This is a genomic window from Streptomyces sp. NPDC014894, assembly GCF_043080985.1.
Lineage (GTDB): Bacteria > Actinomycetota > Actinomycetes > Streptomycetales > Streptomycetaceae > Streptomyces.
Map to the genome: position 1 here is coordinate 392,706 of NZ_JBIBWD010000004.1, position 18,061 is coordinate 410,766.

At 71.7% G+C, this 18,061-nt stretch carries 17 protein-coding genes; 11 read left to right on the top strand and 6 right to left on the bottom strand.

Features of this window, described 5'->3' with window-relative positions; translation table 11 throughout:
* Nucleotides 1–29 precede the first annotated feature (29 nt).
* Nucleotides 30–533 carry a DUF5949 family protein gene (locus ACF089_RS12615; protein WP_392025373.1) on the top strand — a complete coding sequence of 168 codons (504 nt, stop codon included), beginning with the start codon at nt 30–32 and terminating at the stop codon, nt 531–533.
* Here ACF089_RS12615 and ACF089_RS12620 read toward each other — a convergent pair.
* Nucleotides 530–1,819 (bottom strand): cytochrome P450, encoded by a 1,290-nt coding sequence (locus ACF089_RS12620; RefSeq protein ID WP_392025375.1) that lies wholly within the window; start codon nt 1,817–1,819, stop codon nt 530–532. The two genes, ACF089_RS12615 and ACF089_RS12620, sit on opposite strands and share 4 nt — an antisense overlap.
* Nucleotides 1,820–2,142: 323 nt before the next feature.
* Between ACF089_RS12620 and ACF089_RS12625 the strand changes: the two genes are divergently transcribed.
* A complete protein-coding gene (locus tag ACF089_RS12625) occupies nt 2,143–2,574 on the top strand; it encodes a tyrosinase family oxidase copper chaperone (RefSeq protein ID WP_392025376.1) in 432 nt (143 codons plus the stop codon).
* A gap of 39 nt (nt 2,575–2,613) precedes the next feature.
* Nucleotides 2,614–3,474: a tyrosinase family protein gene (locus ACF089_RS12630; RefSeq protein ID WP_392025378.1), complete on the top strand. Its 861-nt coding sequence runs from the start codon at nt 2,614–2,616 to the stop codon at nt 3,472–3,474.
* 67 nt (nt 3,475–3,541) lie between these two features.
* Here ACF089_RS12630 and ACF089_RS12635 read toward each other — a convergent pair whose 3' ends face one another.
* The gene (locus ACF089_RS12635; protein WP_392025379.1) at nt 3,542–3,805 is read right to left on the bottom strand and encodes a chaplin; all 264 of its coding nucleotides are present in this window, start codon (nt 3,803–3,805) and stop codon (nt 3,542–3,544) included.
* Nucleotides 3,806–3,978: 173 nt separating this feature from the next.
* On the opposite strand from ACF089_RS12635, the gene ACF089_RS12640 reads away from it, so the two are divergent.
* Nucleotides 3,979–4,194 carry a hypothetical protein gene (locus tag ACF089_RS12640; protein WP_392025381.1) on the top strand — a complete coding sequence of 72 codons (216 nt, stop codon included), beginning with the start codon at nt 3,979–3,981 and terminating at the stop codon, nt 4,192–4,194.
* A gap of 16 nt (nt 4,195–4,210) precedes the next feature.
* Here the strand turns inward: ACF089_RS12640 and ACF089_RS12645 are convergent, their stop codons facing one another.
* Nucleotides 4,211–5,818 carry an amidohydrolase family protein gene (locus ACF089_RS12645; RefSeq protein ID WP_392025383.1) on the bottom strand — a complete coding sequence of 536 codons (1,608 nt, stop codon included), beginning with the start codon at nt 5,816–5,818 and terminating at the stop codon, nt 4,211–4,213.
* A gap of 28 nt (nt 5,819–5,846) precedes the next feature.
* Nucleotides 5,847–7,124, bottom strand: coding sequence for an amino acid deaminase (locus tag ACF089_RS12650; RefSeq protein WP_392025385.1), 1,278 nt, complete (start codon nt 7,122–7,124; stop codon nt 5,847–5,849).
* A 124-nt stretch (nt 7,125–7,248) separates the two neighbouring features.
* Between ACF089_RS12650 and ACF089_RS12655 the strand changes: the two genes are divergently transcribed.
* The 4 genes from ACF089_RS12655 (at nt 7,249) to ACF089_RS12670 (ending at nt 11,074) form a co-directional block, all read left to right on the top strand.
* The gene (locus tag ACF089_RS12655; protein ID WP_392025387.1) at nt 7,249–8,307 is read left to right on the top strand and encodes a sugar kinase; all 1,059 of its coding nucleotides are present in this window, start codon (nt 7,249–7,251) and stop codon (nt 8,305–8,307) included.
* Entirely contained in the window at nt 8,304–9,056 is a 753-nt protein-coding gene (locus ACF089_RS12660) for an IclR family transcriptional regulator (protein ID WP_392025389.1), read from the top strand. Before ACF089_RS12655 ends, ACF089_RS12660 begins: the two co-directional genes overlap by 4 nt.
* A gap of 15 nt (nt 9,057–9,071) precedes the next feature.
* Nucleotides 9,072–9,482 carry a RidA family protein gene (locus ACF089_RS12665; protein ID WP_392025391.1) on the top strand — a complete coding sequence of 137 codons (411 nt, stop codon included), beginning with the start codon at nt 9,072–9,074 and terminating at the stop codon, nt 9,480–9,482.
* A gap of 125 nt (nt 9,483–9,607) precedes the next feature.
* On the top strand, nt 9,608–11,074 hold the full coding sequence (locus tag ACF089_RS12670) for a GntP family permease (protein ID WP_392025392.1): 1,467 nt from the start codon (nt 9,608–9,610) through the stop codon (nt 11,072–11,074).
* Between the two features lie 78 nt (nt 11,075–11,152).
* On the opposite strand, the gene ACF089_RS12675 is transcribed toward ACF089_RS12670, so the two are convergent.
* A complete protein-coding gene (locus ACF089_RS12675; protein ID WP_392025394.1) occupies nt 11,153–12,487 on the bottom strand; it encodes a M14 family metallopeptidase in 1,335 nt (444 codons plus the stop codon).
* A gap of 293 nt (nt 12,488–12,780) precedes the next feature.
* Nucleotides 12,781–14,478 carry a chitinase gene (locus ACF089_RS12680; protein ID WP_392025396.1) on the bottom strand — a complete coding sequence of 566 codons (1,698 nt, stop codon included), beginning with the start codon at nt 14,476–14,478 and terminating at the stop codon, nt 12,781–12,783.
* Nucleotides 14,479–14,892: 414 nt separating this feature from the next.
* Here ACF089_RS12680 and ACF089_RS12685 point away from each other — a divergent pair, with 414 nt between their 5' ends.
* The 3 genes from ACF089_RS12685 (at nt 14,893) to ACF089_RS12695 (ending at nt 17,937) form a co-directional block, all read left to right on the top strand.
* Entirely contained in the window at nt 14,893–15,723 is an 831-nt protein-coding gene (locus tag ACF089_RS12685; RefSeq protein WP_392025397.1) for a hypothetical protein, read from the top strand.
* Between the two features lie 245 nt (nt 15,724–15,968).
* On the top strand, nt 15,969–16,682 hold the full coding sequence (gene cpaB / locus ACF089_RS12690; RefSeq protein WP_392025399.1) for a Flp pilus assembly protein CpaB: 714 nt from the start codon (nt 15,969–15,971) through the stop codon (nt 16,680–16,682).
* 7 nt (nt 16,683–16,689) lie between these two features.
* Nucleotides 16,690–17,937 (top strand): CpaE family protein, encoded by a 1,248-nt coding sequence (locus tag ACF089_RS12695; RefSeq protein ID WP_392025401.1) that lies wholly within the window; start codon nt 16,690–16,692, stop codon nt 17,935–17,937.
* The last annotated feature ends 124 nt before the right edge of the window (nt 17,938–18,061 follow it).

The following is an 18,061-nucleotide window of genomic DNA, read 5'->3' on the forward strand; positions in this document are numbered from 1 at the left end:
GGCCCGACCGGGCACTAGGGTGCCGGTCCATGACCCTCGCGAACTCCACCAAGAACACCGTCCAGCGCGGCCATCTCGGCACCGTGTCGATGCTCGCCTGGACCGGCGACCCCGCGGCCGGACACGACACGCCGTATCTGCTCGTCTACTCCCTCGGCGACGGCAACGGCGGCCCCGAGGCGGGCGTCGCCGCCGTGGAGGCCCTGATCGACCAGGCCGGACTGGCCGTGGACGGACTGCTCACCGACGCCACCGAGGCGTCCTACAACTCGCCGATCAGGCTGCTGGTCGAGGGCGGCCGGGCCGTCCTCAACATGCCCGGGCTCAGCGCCCAGTGCCCCGCGCCCCCCGAGTGGCTCGCCGCCGCCGACTCCCGCGGCCACGCCCACCTCCTCATCGGCACCCGCCCCTGGCCCGAGGCCACCCCCGGCGAACCCCTCGGCGAGGAGACCCTCCAGTCCTACATCGGCGACGAGGCCACCCTCCTCGCCGCCGCCCACGCCCTCCTCCCGGTGAGCCGGCTCCGCTCCTAGGGCCTCTCTTTCGCCCCTGGACACGGCCGCACGGGGTCGAAGGAGAGCGGCAGCGCGCGGACCCGGTTGTCGAAGCTGGAGTCGACCAGTTCCAGCGCCCCCACCGACCGCAGCCCGACCGGCCGGGTGAGCAGTTCGCCGAAGAGCGCCGTCATCTCCAGCCGCGCCAAATGGGCCCCCAGACAGTAATGCGGGCCGCCGCCCCCGTATCCCAGATGGGGATTGGGATCCCGGGTGATGTCGAAAGCGTCGGGATTCCCGAAGACGGACTCGTCGCGGTTGGCCGAGGCATAGAAGAGAACGGCCTTCTCCCCGGGAAGGAAATTCCGCCCGCCCAGTTCGCATTCGGCCACGACCGTGCGCCGGAACTGAATGATCGGCGTCGAATACCGCACGATCTCGTCCACCGCGCCGTTCGCGTACCGGTCGAACGAGGACGCCAGCAGGGCGCGCTGGGCGGGGTGCCCGGCCAGCAGCGCCAGACCGTGCGCGAGGGCGTTGCGGGTCGTCTCCACCCCGGCGACCAGCAGCAGCGAGAAGAACGCGCCGAGCTGCCGGGAGGAGAGCGCCGAGCCGTCGACGTCGGCGGTGACCAGCGCCGAGATCAGATCGTCGGCGGGCCGGCGGCGGCGCTCCCTGGCCAGCCTCGCCATCACCAGCCCCAGATGGGCGAGGGCCCGCAGCCCGCGCCCCGGCACCCGCAGCCGGCGGCGGCTCACCCCCACGTTCCGCGACGCCTCGTCGACCCGCCGGGCGATCTCGGCCCGGTACCGGCCGGGAATCCCCATCAGGTCGCAGATGACCTCGAACGGCATCCGGGAGGCGACCGAGGCCACGAAGTCCCCGGGCCGGTCGCGGATCATCTCGTCCGTGATCCGCCGGGCGGTCTCCCGCACCCGGTCCTCGGTGGCGGCCAGCAGCCGGGGGGTGAAGGCACGGGAGACGATCCGGCGCAGGGCCGCGTGCTCGGCGCCGTCCTGATTGACCATCGAGTCGCCGAAGACGGCCTTCGCCCAGGCGGCCGGCTCGGGGGTGGTCACCCCCGGCGCGCTGGCGAAGTGCTGGGGCGCGCGGCTCGCCCCCTGCACGTCCGCGTGCTTCACCAGCGCCCAGAAGCCGGGGTCCGCGCCGAAGCGCACCGGGGCGTCCAGCGTGCGCAGCAGCGCGAAGGCGTCCAGCCGCCGGGAGCGCGGCAGCCGCCAGAACGACGGGTCGGCGAGATCGACCTCGTCGGGGCGGAGTGAAGTCGATGAAGCGGACGAAGCAGATGAAGCGGACACAGTCATGACCTCCTGGTGCCGGGGCGGCCATGCTGGGCCACCCGGTGTCCGCCGGGCGGCCAACACGACCCGTACGCCCGCGATTCACCCCCTTCGCGGAATCCGCCCTCACCCGCCCGCGCGCCGGAAGGAGCCCCGCCCGGACGCGGAGCGAGCCCCGCCCGGACGCCGAGCGAGCCCCGCCGGCGCGCCCGGCGAGCCCCGCCCGGACGCCGCCGTCCGGGCTCACGCCACCCGGACGAGGAACCCTTTCGCCGTCGTCTCGTTGACAGGACGGTGCACGGCCGCTCCGGACCGGACGGCCCGCTCGAAGAGGACGGACCGATTCCATGCGCAGACCCGCTCGCCCGCTCACCCGGCGCACCGCCCTGCGCGCGGTCTTCACCGCCGGGGTGGTGGTGGGCACCGCCGGTGCGCTCGCGCCCCTGCTGCTGCGGACTTCGGCGGGCCCCGAGCGGCGGGCGCCGGGGCCGGGGCGCGATCTGGAGCGGTTCGCGGAGATGTACCGGGGCCGGCGCATCGAGGGCGGCGCGACCGTCATGGTCCCGGCGGGCGCGGGCGGCGGGCCCGCGGCCGGGACGCCGAGCGTCGAGGTCCGCATCGACGGCCGGCCGCTGCATGTGATGCGGCGGGCGGACGGCAGCTATCTCAGCCATCTCAACCACTACGAGTCGTTCCCGACGCTGCGTGAGACGGCCCGCGCCGCGGTGGACGAGCTGGGGACCGCCCGGCTGGCGACCACCGCGCCGCGCGGCCGCTGACCCGCCCGCCGGCGACGGGACCCGTGAGGAGCGGCACCGGTGCACACCCGCAAGAACCAGCGGAACCTCACCCCCGGGGAGAAGCGGCGGCTGGTCGACGCGCTGCTGGAGCTGAAGCGCTCCGGGGTCTACGACGAGTTCGTCCGCACCCATGACGCGTTCTATGTGCCCGACGGCGACGACCGGCCGAGGGCGGCCCATATGACGCCCTCGTTCTTCCCCTGGCACCGGCGGTATCTGCTGGAGTTCGAACGCGCGCTCCAGCGGGTCGACGCCTCGGTCACCGTCCCCTACTGGGACTGGACGGCAGACCGTACCCCCGGCTCCTCGCTGTGGGCGGACGACTTCCTCGGCGGCACCGGCCGGGTCGGCGACCGGCAGGTGATGACCGGCCCCTTCGCCCACTCCGCGGGGAACTGGCGGATCAATTCGCGGATCACCGACGGGAAGTACCTCACCCGCAATCTCGGCCGCCCCTTCGATCCGATCGCCCTCCCCACCGCGGAGGAGGTGGACCGGGCGCTCGCCGAGCCGGAGTACGACGCGGCCCCCTGGGACTCCACCGCGCGCTCCGGCTTCCGCAACGCCGTCGAGGGGTGGAGCGCGGGCGGCTCCGAGCGCTGGCGCAACCACAATCGGGTGCACCGCTGGGTGGGCGGTCTGATGGTGGGCGCCACCTCGCCCAACGACCCGGTCTTCTGGCTGCACCACGCCTTCATGGACCTGCTCTGGATCCGCTGGCAGCGGGCGCGCCCCCGGGCCGGCTATCTGCCCCGCACCCGGATCGCCCCACCCGATCCGCAGGCCGGCCGCGTCTTCGCACTGGACGATCCGATGCCGCCCTGGGACGTACGCCCGTCCGAGCTGCTCGACCACAGCCGTCACTACCGCTATGTCTGACCGACCGAACCGCGGCCTCCCCCTTCGGCAGAAGGGGGAGGCCGCGGTGCTCGGGGGGTGGTGGTGCTCAGTGGCCGTACGCGCTGCCCTCGGAGGCGTTCACGCAGGTGTTGCCGAACGCCGGGTTCAGCAGCGCGATGATGTTCACGGTGTTGCCGCAGAGGTTGACCGGGATGTTGACGGGCACCTGGACCAGGTTGCCCGACAGGACACCCGGGGAGTGGGTGGCGGCGCCGCTCGCTCCGGCGTCGGCGGTGGCCATACCGGCGCCGCCGACCAGGAGGGCGCCCGAGCCGGCGACGACTGCAGCGGCCTTGGCGAAACGCGACATCAGTTCTCCTTGCAGATCTTCAGGAACGTCGGCCGCAGGGCTTGCGGCCGTTCACGCTCCTTCAACGCGGCAGTCGGTGGGCGGTAACGGATCAAGGTGAAAGTGACCGCCCATGCCGTAGTGGCACACCTGTCGGAACGTGACCGGACGGCCCGCCGCGCGTTGCACAGCGCATGATCCGACTTCAGAACGCCGCCGCCGTCGCGGCCGTCGCCGCCGCCCTGGCCCTCTCGGCGATGGGCACCGCCCAGGCCGCCGCCCACCTCCCCGCCGCCGGAAAGCCGGCGGCCGGGGAGGTCGACCGCAATCTCGTCAAGCCGCCGCCGGGCGGGGCGCTCGCCCCCGTCACCGGGGTCGTCGGCAAGCTCGTCCCCGGGCTGCCCGCCTGATCCCGGGGAAGAGCCGCTAGCCGCGCGGTGTGCGGCGGACGGAACGGCCCGCCAGGACGTCCGTCCGTACGCCGTCCTCGACGACGAACCGGCCGTCGATGAGCACATGCGGGATGCCGGACGGGAGCGTGCGCGGGGACTCGAAGGTGGAGCCCGCAGCCACCGTCTCCGGGTCGAAGAGGACCAGGTCCGCCCGGTATCCCTCGCGGACCAGGCCCCGGTCGGGCAGCCGCAGCCGCGCCGCCGGGCGGGAGGTGAGATGGGCGACCGTCTCCTCCAGGGAGAGGATCCCCAGCTCCCGCGCGTACCGCCCGAGATAGTGCGGGAAGGTGCCGTAGGCGCGCGGATGCGGCTTCGCGCCCTGGAGGATGCCGTCGCTGCCGCCGGTGTGGACCCGGTGGCGCATGATCGCCCGGACGTTCTCCTCGTGGCCGACGTGCTGGAGGATCGTGGATCCGAGCCGGTCCGCGATCAGCAGCCGCCGGGCGGTGACCCAGGGGGCCTCGCCCCGGTCCTTCGCCGACTGCTCGATCGTCCGCCCCACATGGGCGGCGAGCGCCGGGTCGGAGACTCCGGAGATCTCGATCGTCTCCCACTCCATCGGCACCCCGTGGCAGCCGTCCGAGCCGATCTCCTCCAGATGGTGCCGGATCCGCTCGGCCGTCTCGTCGTCGGCCAGCCGGGCGAGCAGCGCCTCGGGGCCGCCCTCGGCCGCCCAGCTCGGCAGCACCGCGGCCAGCGTGGTGGAGCCGGGGGTGTACGGATAGGTGTCCAGCGAGATGTCCGCGCCGTCCGCCAGCGCCCGGTCCAGCAGCTCCAGCAGATCGCCCGCCCGGCCCTTGTTGACGCCGAAGTTCATGGTGGCGTGGGCGAGGTGGAGCGCGCAGCCCGCCTCCCGGGTGAGCGTGACCATCTCCTCGTACGCCTGGAGCGCGCCCGCCCCGTACGAGCGGTGGTGCGGGCAGTAGTAGCCGTCGTAGGAGGCCACCACCCGGCACAGCTCGGTCAGCTCGGCGTCCTTGGCGTACATCCCCGGGGTGTAGGTCAGACCGGAGGACATGCCGACCGCGCCCTGTTCCATGCCCTCGGCGACGAGCTGCTTCATCCGCGTCAGCTCGGCGTCGGTGGCGGGGCGGTCGTCCCAGCCGACCGCGTACATCCGGACCGTGCCCTGCGGGATCAGATAGGCCGCGTTGACGGCGATGCCCCGGTCGAGCCGGTCCAGATACTCCCCGACGGTCCGCCAGTCGAAGGCGACGGAGGTGTCGTCGGGTCCGCCGCCGTTCCAGCCGGTGATGGCCCGGCGCACCCCGTCGAGGGTGCGGTCGTCCACCGGGGCGTACGAGAGGCCGTCCTGGCCGAGGACCTCCAGGGTCACGCCCTGGGCGACCTTGGCCTCGTGCCCGGGGTCGCGCAGCAGGGCGAGGTCGCTGTGGGCGTGCATGTCGATGAAGCCGGGGGAGAGGGCGAGTCCGGCGGCGTCGAGGGTGCGCGTGCCGGTGAGGGACGCCTCGCCCTCGCGGCGTATCGCGGCGACGCGTCCGTCGCGCAGGCCGACGTCGGCCCGGTAGGAGGGTCCGCCGCCGCCGTCGATGACGCGGGTGTCCCGGATGACGAGATCCATAGCTCCGCTTCCTTCTTCCTCGGGGTGTCTAGAAGAACGTGCGGATGTAGTCGCTGACCGTGCCGTCCGCCTCGACCAGCGGGATCAGCTGCCATTTGTCGAAGGAGGTGCAGGGGTGGGAGAGCCCCATGCCGATCCAGTCGCCGACCTCCAGATCCGCCTCCGGCGTGGTCCGCACCCAGCCGTGCTGGTCGGAGAGCCCGGTGACGGTGACGCCGTCGGCCGGGCGGATCTCGCCGGTGCGGGCGTCGCGGACGGCCTGCGCCTCGGGGAGGTCGAGGTCGTACGCGGCGTCCCGCTTGCCCGCGTTCAGGAAGGCCTGCTCGGGGGAGGGGCGGGAGACGACCTGGGCCCAGAGCCGGAACGCGGGCTGGAGAGCGCCCTCGTCGGGGACCCGGTTGAAGGGGGTGAGATGGCGGTAGTGGCCGTCGTCGTGGGAGACGTACGCGCCCGAGCGCAGCAGCTTCAGCACCGGGAGGGAGAGCTGGGGGACCTCGGCGAAGACATCGGCGACCGCGTCGAACCAGGCGCTGCCGCCCGCGCTGACGACGATCTCGCCGCCCGATTCCCGGAAGCGTCCCTCGCGGTCGAAGTCGGCGAGCAGCGCGATCAGTTCGCGCAGCCAGGCGCGGACGGAGTCGTCGTCGGCGTCGGGCACCTCGCCCTCGTACCCGGCGATGCCGACGAGCCGCAGGGTGGGGGCGGCGGCGACGGCGTCGGCGACGGCGGCGCACTCCGCGGGGGTGCGGGCGCCGGTGCGGGCTCCCTCGCCCGCGCCCAGCTCCACGACCACGTCGAGGGGGCGGGGCGCGCCCGCCGCGGTGAGGGCCTCGTCCATCAGCTCGACGCCGCGCACGGAGTCGGCGTAGCAGATGAGACGGAAGTCGGGGTCGGCCAGTTCGCCGGCGATCCAGCGCAGCGCGGCGGCGTCGACGACCTCGTTGGCGAGGAAGATCCGGTCGATGCCGTGGGCGCGGTAGACGCGGGCCTGGTGCGGGACGGCGGCGGTGATGCCCCACGCGCCGCGCTCCAGCTGGCGGGCGAAGAGCTGGGGGGACATGGAGGTCTTGCCGTGCGGCGCGAAGACCAGTCCGTGGCGCTCGGAGTAGGTCTGGAGCAGATCGAGATTGTGCTCGACCGACTCGGCGGAGAGCGCGATCACGGGGGTGGTGAAGCCGCCCGTGAAGAGATTGCGGCGCTCGGCCGCCAGCTCGCCGACGGTCAGTCCCTCGGCGTCCGGGGGCAGCGCCTTGAACCGGTGGTCGACTCGTTCCTGTCGAAGCGGGGCGAGCTGGTCGGCGGGCATGGGTCCTCCCTGGTCGTTGCATCATGTGCAACACTCATTGCGTATATCGCTCGATGGTGTCTAACATCCGGCGCAGCGTCGGGTCAATGGACCCGACCGACCCAGACCTCGCGAGGAGCCCAGGGTGAGCAGCCCGACCGGTACCGCAGCCGTGGATGTCGCAGACGTCATCTGCCTCGGCGAGTCCATGGTCACGTTCCTGCCCTCACAGCCCGGACGCCTCGCCGACGTCCCGTCCTTCGCCCGCGCCATCGGCGGGGCCGAGTCCAACGCGGCGTGCGCGCTGGCCGCGGCGGGACACCGGGTGCGGTGGGTGAGCCGGGTCGGCACGGACGGCTTCGGCGACCATCTGATCCGGGCGATCGCCGCGTACGGCGTGGACACCTCTGCCGTGGGCCGCGATCCGCACCGGCCCACCGGGATCTACTTCCGCACCGCCACCGACCGCGCCACCGACGCCCATGAGGTGGTCTACTACCGGCGCGGCTCGGCCGCCTCGGCGATGTCCCCGGCGACCGTCCCGCCCGAGACCCTCGACGCCGCCCGGGTGCTCCACGTCTCCGGCATCACCGCCGCCCTCTCCGGCGACTGCCTCGCACTGATGCGCGCGCTCACCGCCTGCCGCCCCGGCCGCCCGCTGATCTCCTTCGACGTCAACCACCGGCCGGGCCTGTGGCGCGACGACTCCGGCGCCCGGGTCCTGCTGGAGCTGGCCCGCGGCGCGGACCTCGTCTTCGTCGGCGAGGACGAGGCCGAGACCGCCTGGGACCTGCACGGGCCCGCCGCCGTCCGCGCCGCCCTCCCCGAGCCCGCCGTCCTCGTCGTCAAGCAGGGGGCCGAGGGCGCGACGATGTTCGCCTCCGACCCGGCCGCCGGGACCGCCGGGGACACGATCACCTTCGTCCCCGCCCCCCGGGTCGACGTCGTCGCCCCCGTCGGCGCCGGAGACGCCTTCGCCGCCGGCTATCTCTCCGCCCGGCTGCGGGGACTGCCGCCCCGGGAGCTGCTGCGCCACGGCCACCTCTGGGCCGCCGCCGCCCTCACCGTCCCCGGAGACCTCGCCACGCCCCCCGACACCGCCCACGCGGACCGCCTCGCCGCCCTGGACGACGCGACCTGGCGGACACTACGTCTCGGCCCCGGCTGGACCGCGGCCGCGGATGAGGAGGTACGCACACCATGAGCCAGACCGTCGACCGCGCCCTGAGCATCCTGCCGCTGCTCGCCCAGGGACCCGCCGATCTCGGGCAGGTCGCCGACCGCCTCGGCGTCCACAAATCCACCGCGCTGCGCCTGCTGCGCACCCTCCACGACCACGGGCTCGTCTACCGCCAGCAGGACCAGCGCTACCGCCTGGGCGCCCGCCTCTTCGCCCTCGCCCAGGAGGCCGTCGAGAACCTCGACGTCCGCGACGTCGCCCACCCCCACCTCGTCACCCTCAACGAGCAGATCGGGCACACCGTCCATCTCGCCGTCTACGAGGAGAGCGAGGTCCTCTACATCGACAAGGTCGAGAGCCGCTACCCGGTACGGATGTACTCCCGCATCGGCAAGCCCGTCGCGATCACCGTCGCCGCCGTCGCCAAACTCCTCCTCGGCGATCTGCCCGAGCACGAGCGGCGCGCCGTCGCCGACAAGCTCGAATACCCCATGTACACATCCCGTTCGACGCCCAACGCCGCCGCGTTCCTCAAGGAACTCGCCGCCGTCCGCGACCAGGGATGGGCCACCGACCTCGGCGGCCACGAGGAGTCCATCAACTGCATCGGCGCGCCCATCCGCGGCGCGGCCGGCCGGGTCGTCGCGGCGATGTCGGTCTCCGCGCCCAATGTGGTCGTCACCGCCGAGGAACTCCTCACCCTCCTCCCGCTGGTGCGCCGCACCGCCGACGCCATCAGCCGGGAGTACTCCGGCTCCGTCACACCGCACTGAACAGAAGGAAGCACCATGTCCGAGAAGACCGCGATCACCCCCGCCACCCACACCGCCCCGCCCGCCAAGTTCTCCCACGGCGTGAAGAAGGGCAACATCCTCCAGGTCGCCGGTCAGGTCGGCTTCCTCCCGGCCGTCGAGGGCCAGGCCCCGACCCCGGCCGGCCCGACCCTGCGCGAGCAGACCCTCCAGACCTTCGCCAACGTCAAGGCGATCCTGGAGGAGGGCGGCGCGAGCTGGGACGACGTGATGATGATGCGCGTCTACCTCACCGACGTCGACCACTTCGCCGAGATGAACGAGATCTACAACGCGTACTTCGAGGAGCAGGGCCTCAAGGCCCCCGCCTCCGCCCGTACGACGGTCTACGTCGGTCTCCCCGCCGGCCTGCTGATCGAGATCGACGCCCTGGCGGTCCTGGGCTGAGTCGGCCCCCTGGCTGAACTTGGCGTCTCAACCCCGCAGTTCTACACGGCACGGTACGGCGCTCGCGGGAGCGCCGTACCGCGCTCCGCCATACCCAAAACCCCCATCGACACCAGGGTTGATCCATGTACCTCGCCGCAGACGCCCCGCCGGAGGAGACGCCGCACACCGGAGGGCTGCTCCTCCTCATCGACGGAACGGCCGGTCTGCTGACCGTCGCCGCCCTCGGCATCGTCCTCCTGCTCGTACTGATCATCAAGATCCGGCTCCAGCCGTTCGTCGCGCTGCTCGCCGTCTCCATAGCCGTCGGCCTCGCGGCCGGGCTCTCCGTCACCGAACTCTTCGGCACCGTGCAGCGATCGGCCGCCGAATCCGTCATCGAGACCGGCATGGGCGGCATCCTCGGCCATGTCGCCATCATCATCGGCCTGGGCACCATGCTCGGCGCGATCCTGGAGGTCTCCGGCGGCGCCGAGGTGCTCAGCACCCGGCTGCTGCGGGTCTTCGGCGAGAAGCGCGCCCCGCTCGCCATGGGCGTCACCGGACTGATCTTCGGCATACCGGTCTTCTTCGACGTCGGCATCTTCGTCCTCGCGCCGCTGGTGTACGCGGCGGCCAAGCGCTCCGGCAAGTCGGTCGTGCTCTACGCGATGCCGCTGCTGGCCGGACTGTCGATGACCCACGCCTTCCTGCCGCCGCACCCCGGACCGGTCGCCGCCGCCGGACTGCTCGACGTCTCGCTCGGCTGGGTCATCGTGATGGGCGTGGTCGTCGGACTGCCGGCCGTCGCCGCCGCCTGGGTGTACTCGGGATGGATCGGCAAGCGGGTCTTCGTCGAGGTCCCCCAGGACATGCTGGAGGCCGCCGAGGACGCCCGGGCCGCGGTCGCCGCCGAACGCGGCCCCGGGGCGGCCGCGGAGACGCCGGTCGCGCTCTCCACCGTGCTGCTCATCATCGGCACACCGCTCACCCTGATCCTCGCGGCGACCTTCTCGTCCATCGCGATGGACGAGTCCACCCTCCGCTCGGTGGTGGAGTTCTTCGGCAACCCGTTCGTGGCGCTGACGATCGCGCTGATCCTCGCCTACTACCTGCTGGGCGTCCGGCGCGGCTGGTCGCGCAGCTCCCTGGAGCAGGTCTCGACCTCCTCGCTGAAGCCGGTCGGCAACATCCTGCTGGTGGTCGGCGCGGGCGGGGTCTTCGGCGCGGTGCTCAAGGCGAGCGGAGTGGCCCAGGCGCTCTCCGACACCTTCGAGGACGTCGGTCTGCCCGTCATCGTCCTGGCCTATCTGATCTCGCTGGTGCTGCGGGTCGCCCAGGGCTCGGCGACGGTGGCGATCGTGACCACGGCCGGCATCGTGCTGCCGCTGGTGGAGAACGCGGACCACTCGCAGCCGTTCCTCGCCCTGGTCATCATGGCGATCTCGGCCGGTTCGATCTTCGCCTCGCACGTCAACGACGGCGGGTTCTGGATCGTCGCCAAGTACTTCGGCATCTCCGAGCGGGACACCCTCAAGACCTGGACGGTCCTGGAGTCGGTGCTCTCGGTCGCGGGCTTCGTGGTCGCGGCGGCGCTGAGCCTGGTCGTCTAGAGGCCCGTCCTCCGGCCCGTGCGCGGGCCGCACAGCGCCCCCGGGCTCTTCCCCCCCGGGGGCGCTCCCGCGCCGTTCTCAGGCGCAGTACTGCGCCTCCTTGCCGATGGAGCGGTACATGCAGTCCGAGTTCTCCAGCAGCTGGAGCACCGCGTCCCGGTTGCGGCTGGTCTCGCGCTCGATCACCTCGTCGGGCGGATAGAACCCGCCGCCGCCGAAGCTGCCCGGATACATCTCGAAGGTGTAGCCGAAGATCCTCTGATTGCCCCACAGCCAGTCGTCGATCGAGCCGTCGGTGATGTAGAGGTCGCTGGACTGCTCGGGGGTGTAGCCGTTGCTGGCCCCCATCTTCTGGCCGACCGCGGCGAAGGCGTTGCGGTCGTCCTGGGTCATCCCCACGGCGGTGTCGGCGGTGGTGTAGCCGAACGGCCAGAGGATCAGCTCGCTGTAGGTGTGGAAGTCGATGCCGGTCCTGATCTGCTGCGTCCCGCCGACGACCCGGCTGCGGACGAAGTCGGCGACGACCTTCACCTCGGGCGCGGACTCGGCCGCGCGGCCCCGGTAGGTCTCCGACCCGAAGGAGCCGGAGGAACCGCCGCAGCAGCCCCAGCGGTAGTTCCAGTTGCGGTTGAGGTCGGTGCCGACCGCCGTGGAGCCGGTGTTGGGCTGCCGGTTCTTGCGCCAGCTGCGGTAGCTGCCGGTGGCGATGTCGTACTCGCCGCCGTCCGGGTTGACGTCCGGGATGATCCAGATCTCCCGGCCGTTCACGGCGTTGGTGACCCGGGAGTCGGCGCCGTAGTCCTCGCCCAGCTCACGGATGAGATAGAGGGCCATCTCCACCGTCAGATGCTCACGCGCGTGCTGATGGTGGGTGAAGAGGACCTCGGGCTCGTTCTCGTCGGCGGCGACATTGTCGCTGATCTTGACCGCGATGATGTCCCGGCCCTGGTGGCTCTTGCCGATGACCCGCTTGCTCATGATGTTCGGGTACGCGGCGATCCGCTGATCGATCACCGTGTTCATCTCGGCGTAGTTGTGGTACCGGGAGTCCGCGGGCGGGAAGTCGAAGGTCTCCACGGGTCCGCCGCCGCTGCGGTCCGGCGGGCCGGGCAGCTCGGTGAGCCGGTGGCCCAGCGCGCGCAGCCGTTTCGCCTGGCCGGCGTCGGCGCTGATCACGGTGGAGTGGTGGTCGGCCTCGTCGATCGCGACGCCCAGCGAGGCCATCGCGGTGCGGGAGGCGACCGTCGCCTCGCCCTCGATCTGGTACTGACGGGTCCGCTCGTCGGCGGTGACGGCCGGAGCCCTGGGGTCCGGTGGTGCCGCGTTGGCGGTGAGGGGGGCCGCCACCGCGAGCGCCAGCAGGGCGCTGAGGGTGACGGCCTTCCGGCCGCTGCCGCGTATGCGAAGTCGCATGCTGTCTCCCGGATGTGGACTGGGGGGTGGAACAGGCGCACGGGTCGGGACGCGTGGAGCAGTGGTGCGGTGTGGGCACACATCGTGCGGCTATGACATGGCCAGGTCAAGAGGCGGACTTCGGACGGGCGCGCGGGAGCGTGATCCGGCGTACCACGCACAGCAGCGCCGCCGCGGGTGCGGAGGCGCTGCTGTCTACGTCGTACGACCTGGCGTGGGGGTTGATGGTGCGTACGACAGGTTCCGTGGCGGCGGGAGCCGCCGGGGTGCGGGGCCGGCCGGGCCGGCGTCCGCTACGGGAGGGTCTTGATGTGCGCCCCCACCGAGTTCGACCAGGCGTTGCCGGCGGTCGCGTCCCAGTTGGTGGACCAGGTCATCGCGCCGCGCAGGGTCGGGTAGGTCTTCGCGGGCTTGAAGGTGCCGCAGTTGACGCCCTTGGTCAGGCAGTCCAGGGCGTTGTTCACCACGGTCGGGCTGACGTAGCCGCTGCCCGCGCCCCGGGTGGAGGCGGGGACCCCGATGCCGACCTGGGACGGGTCGAGACCGCCCTCCAGCTGGATGCAGGCGAGCGCGGTGAGGAAGTCCACCGAGCCGAGCGAGTAGACCTTGCCGTCGCAGCCGAGCATCGAGCCGCTGTTGTAGTTCTGCATGTTGACGACCGTGAGGATGTCCTTCACGTTCAGCGCCAGCTTGAAGTACTCGGTCGAGGTGGACTGCATGTCGATGGTCTGCGGGGCCATCGTCAGCACCATGCCGGGACCGGCCTTGGCGGAGAGCTGCCGCAGCGCCTTCGTCATGTAGGTGGAGTTGATGCCGTGCTCCAGGTCCACGTCCAGACCGTTGAAGCCGTACTCCTGCATCAGCGCGTAGGCGCTGTTGGCGAAGGTGGTGGCGGAGGCGTCGCTGTTGACCGTGACATTGCCGATCTCACCGCCGACGGAGATGATCACCGACTTGCCCGCGGCCCGCTTGGCGGCGATGTCCGACTTGAACTCGGCGACGTTGGCGTAGCCGAGCGCCGGGCTCAGATTGAAGGTCAGCTCGCCGGGGGTGGTGGTGGAGTCCGCGAAGGCGACCGCGATGATGTCGTACGCCGACTGCACGTCACGGAGCTTCTGGACGGTCGCGCCGTTGTTGAAGTTCTGCCAGTAGCCGGTGATCGCGTGCTTGGGCACGACCGGGTCCGGCTTCACCGGACCGTCGGGGGTCCGCGCGGTGACGGCGGTGGACTTGGCGGACTCGCCCGCGCTGTTGCTCGCGGTCACCTGGAACTGGTACGAGGTGTTCGCGGTCAGCCCGGACACGGTCGCCGAGGTGCCGGCCACCGTCTGGACCTTCGTGCCGTCGCGGTAGATGTTGTAGCCGGTCGCGCCGGCCGCGGCGCCCCAGTTGAGGGCGACGGACGAGGAGGTCACGGCGCCCACCGCGAGACCGGTCGGCGTGGGGGGAACGACCGGGTCGGGGTCCTGACCGCCGCCGCCGTCGGGACCGAGGACGCTCACGTCGTCCACGTGGTAGGCGGGAGTGCCGTACCAGCCGTGGGTGTAGACGGTGACGGAGGTGGTGGTCGCGCCGGTGCGGAAGCTGGTGGCGAGCTTGTTCCAGGCCGAGCCGCCCTGGGTCCAGGTCGAGACGTCGGTGGTGCCGGTGCCGCTGGCGCCGAGGTAGGCGTAGCCGCCCTGGGTCCAGGCGCTCAGCTGGTACGTGGAGTTGGGCTTGACGGCCACGATCTGGGAGCACTTGGCGTTGTCGTTGCCGGCCGGGGTCGCCTTGAGGGCGGAGGCCCCCGTGCGCACCGGGGTGGAGACGTTCACGCCGGTGCCGCCGGAACACGTCCAGCTGGACAGCCCTGACTCGAATCCGGCGTTCTTGGCGACATTGATGTCGGCCGCCTGTGCCGTTCCCGTCATGCCGGTGACGGTGAGGCCGGCCCCGACTGCGAGGGCCAGAGCCCCGCCGAGCCATCTCCGCGAGCCTGTGGTGCGGTCCACTTGCTGCCTCCAGTGGGGGAGTTGGGGGGAGGAGGGTAAGAGACGGTGGCCACCGTTGGGCGTAAAACTGGTCCAGACCAATGAGGTTGTCAAGACCTTGCGCAGGGATTCGTCCTGAGGGTCCATCATCGACTTTCGGCCATAACGGGACGTACGGTCCCCGGTGTGCCCCGGCTATGGGTGTACTGGATCGTCACCCTTTGGCGAGCTTTGGCCTGTGCGGAGCGTGCACGGGCCGGGGCACTGGGTTCCGCGAGGTGTTCTCTGCCGTGGGTGTCGCCGATAAAGTGCTCGTGCAGAAGCAGCGAGTAGTACGTATCTGCGGTCACGGGCCCACCGGCGACCGGAGCCGAACGGGGAACCAGCGTGCCGACCGCAATAGCTGTCACCAGCGCAGATCTGGTGCTACCGCCGATGGACCAGCACACGCCCGCGGCGGCACTGCTTCCGCCGCCCGCCGACAGGCCGCTGGCCGCCGCGATCGCCGACATGAGCGTGCTGCTGGAGCAGCACGGATCGGTGGTGGCCCTCTACCCCTCCTCCCTCCCGCCCGCCCATGAACGCCGGCTGCACACCGTCCGATCCGTGCTGGAGAGCAATCGGATCGCCCTGCTGAAGGTCGATCTGCCGCCGCTCGGCATCGCCGTCCTCGTGCGCCAGCTGCGCCAGCTGTCCGTCTGCGACTTCGGCCCCGGGGTCATCGCCTCCGCCGCCCGGCTGCTCTCCCACTACGTCTACGCGGGGGCCCTGCTCAACTCGGTCACCCGGCTGGACCGGGTCCCGGTGAGCATGCGCTCCCACGCCAAGTCCTGGGTTCCGGGCAGTCAGTTCGGGGTACTCGCCAACCCTGCGCCCGAGGTGATCAGGGTCGGCGCCGGAGAGCTGTCCGGACCGGCCTTCGGCACCCGGCTGATCGTGGCCAGGGGGCAGCTGCAGTCGGAGTGGATCGAGAAGACGCTGGCGCCGGCCTGGCAGACCCAGGGAGTGGAGGAGACGGAACTGCCCGCGGATTCCGCGGGCTGGTGGGGGACCGGCAAGCTGCTGGAATTCGCGGCGTTCCTGCCCGAGATCTCCACCCTCTATCAGCTGGTCGCCTCCGTGCGGAGAGAGGTGTGCACCTGGTGCGGAATCGAACTCATCGGCGACCGCTGTGGATTCTGCTCGGCGCGGATCGTCGCGGCCGACGGCCAGGAACGGGAGTCCGGCGTCCCCAAGCACGGCACCCCCGCGTACCACGGGCCGTGAGCGGCGCGCGATGACCGGCCCGCCCCTCTCCGTACCGCGCCCGGCGGAGTGCCTGCTCAGCGGGGGTGCGCACCGGTAGATCCCGGGGAGGCGCGGCCCGCGGCCGGCCCTTTCACGGCCGGCCCTTCCCTTACCGCCCCGTCCCGCCCGCCCTGTCCGCTCCGTCCGTCCCAGTCTGCTTCCGGCCGCGGGCTCCGCGAGGAAAGCGAAGCCGGCGAAGTAAAGCGAACGAGGTTTCCCAGCAAATGAATTCACGCCAACGTCGCGGTGTCATCCTTCTGCTTCTCTCGGTGCTGTGTGCTCTCGGCGCGTTCGCGGGCGTGATATCGGTGATCAATGATGTGAATTCCAAGGTCGGGCCCGAGGTGACCGCCTATCGGGTGAAGACCGAGGTCGCCCCTTATACGGCGCTGCGGCCCGGCCAGTTCGAGAAGGTCTCGATGCCCCGGCGCTGGCTCTCGGAGAGCGCCGTCACCGACCTCTCCGCGGTCACCGGGAAGATCGCCGTCACCCGGCTCGAAAAAGGCTCCCTGCTCCAGGACGACATGATCGTCGAGCGGCCCGAACTGGAGGCCGGGGAGCAGGAGATCGCCATCATGATCGACTCCGCCACCGGGGTCGCGGGCAAGATCACCCCCGGCGACCGGGTCAATATCTTCGCCACCTTCGCCGGGAAGACCGAACGCGACGCGGACCAGTCCCGGATCATCGTCCCGGCCGCCCGGGTCATCGACGTCGGCCGGCTCACCCCGATCGACCGCCGGAGCGAGGACCGGACGAGCGGTCCGCGCGAGGCCGTGCCCATCACCTTCGCCCTGAGCACCAAGGACGCCCAGCGCCTCGCCCACGCCGAGTCCTTCGCCGAACATGTGCGGCTCGCCCTTCTCGCCAAGGGCGGGAAGTCCGCGTTGCGCCCCGGCGACAGCACCTACACCCTCGACGAAGACAAGAACAGGTGAGGGCTGTATGACCACACGCATCCTCCCGGCCGTCGGCGAAGCCGACGCGGCCCGGTCCATCACCACCCTGCTGAGCCAGCTCCCCGACGCCGAGCCCGCCTCGCCGGTCGGCGACTCCACCTCGCTGCTCGATCTGCTGGCCCGGCTGGCCGCCGAGTCGCTCGACGAACTGCCCGAAGTGGTCCTGGTGCACGAGCGGATCGGGCCGGTGCCCGCCCTCGAACTCATCCGCGAGGTGGGTCTGCGCTTTCCGGCCGTCGGCGTCATCCTGGTCACGGTCGACGCGGGCCCCGGGCTCTACTCGGCCGCCATGGACTCCGGCGCCCGGGGCATAGTCGCCCTCCCCCTCTCGTACGAGGAACTCGTCCAGCGGGTCCAGGCCGCGGCCGGCTGGTCCACCGGCGTCCGCCGCCACCTCGGGCACAGCGGCGACGTCTTCACCGGACCGGGCGGCACCGTCGTCACCGTCAGCGGGGCCAAGGGCGGGGTCGGCGCCACCGTCACCGCCGTACAGCTCGCCCTCGCGGCCCAGGCGTCGGGGCGCACGGTGGCGCTGGCCGATCTCGACCTCCAGGCCGGCGATGTGGCCTCGTACCTCGATGTGCAGTTCCGCCGCTCGATCGCCGACCTCGCCGGGATCCAGGACATATCCCCCCGGGTGCTCCAGGACGCCCTCTTCGCCCACCAGACCGGGATCGGGCTGCTGCTCGCGCCGGGGGAGGGGGAGCGCGGCGAGGAGGTCAACGACCGCGCCGTACGCCAGATCCTCAGCGCGCTGCGCAACCGGTACGAGGTCGTCGTCGTGGACTGCGGCACCCAGATGAACAGCGCCAACGCCGCCGCCGTCGAAATGGCCGACACCACCGTGCTGGTGACCACGCCGGACGTGGTCTCGGTCCGCGCCGCCAAACGGATGGTCCGGCTCTGGGACCGGCTCCAGATCCGCAAGGCGGAGGAGACCGTCGCCGTCGTCAACCGCCACAACCGCGCCACCGAGATCCAGCCCCCGCTGATCGAGAAGATCACCGGCGCCCGGGTCGCCAAGACCGCCGTACCGGCGGGCTTCAAGGAACTCCAGCCGGTCGTCGACGCCGGACGGATGCAGGACCTGGAGGCGAAGTCCGCCGTCAAACAGGCGCTGTGGGCGCTCGCCGCGGAACTGGAACTGGTGCGTCCGGCGGAGACCGAGCCCCGGCACGGCAAGCTCCGCGGCGACCGGGGTTCGATCGGCTTCCGCCGGGCACGGTCGAGGTGAGCGCCGTGAGGGGGTACGGGGAGCGATGAGGTCTCACGTACGAGCGGGGCGTCCGGCCCCGGCCGGTCCGCCGCCGGCCCGCCGGGGCGGGGTGCGCGGGGCGGTCCGGGGGCGCGGGACGGTT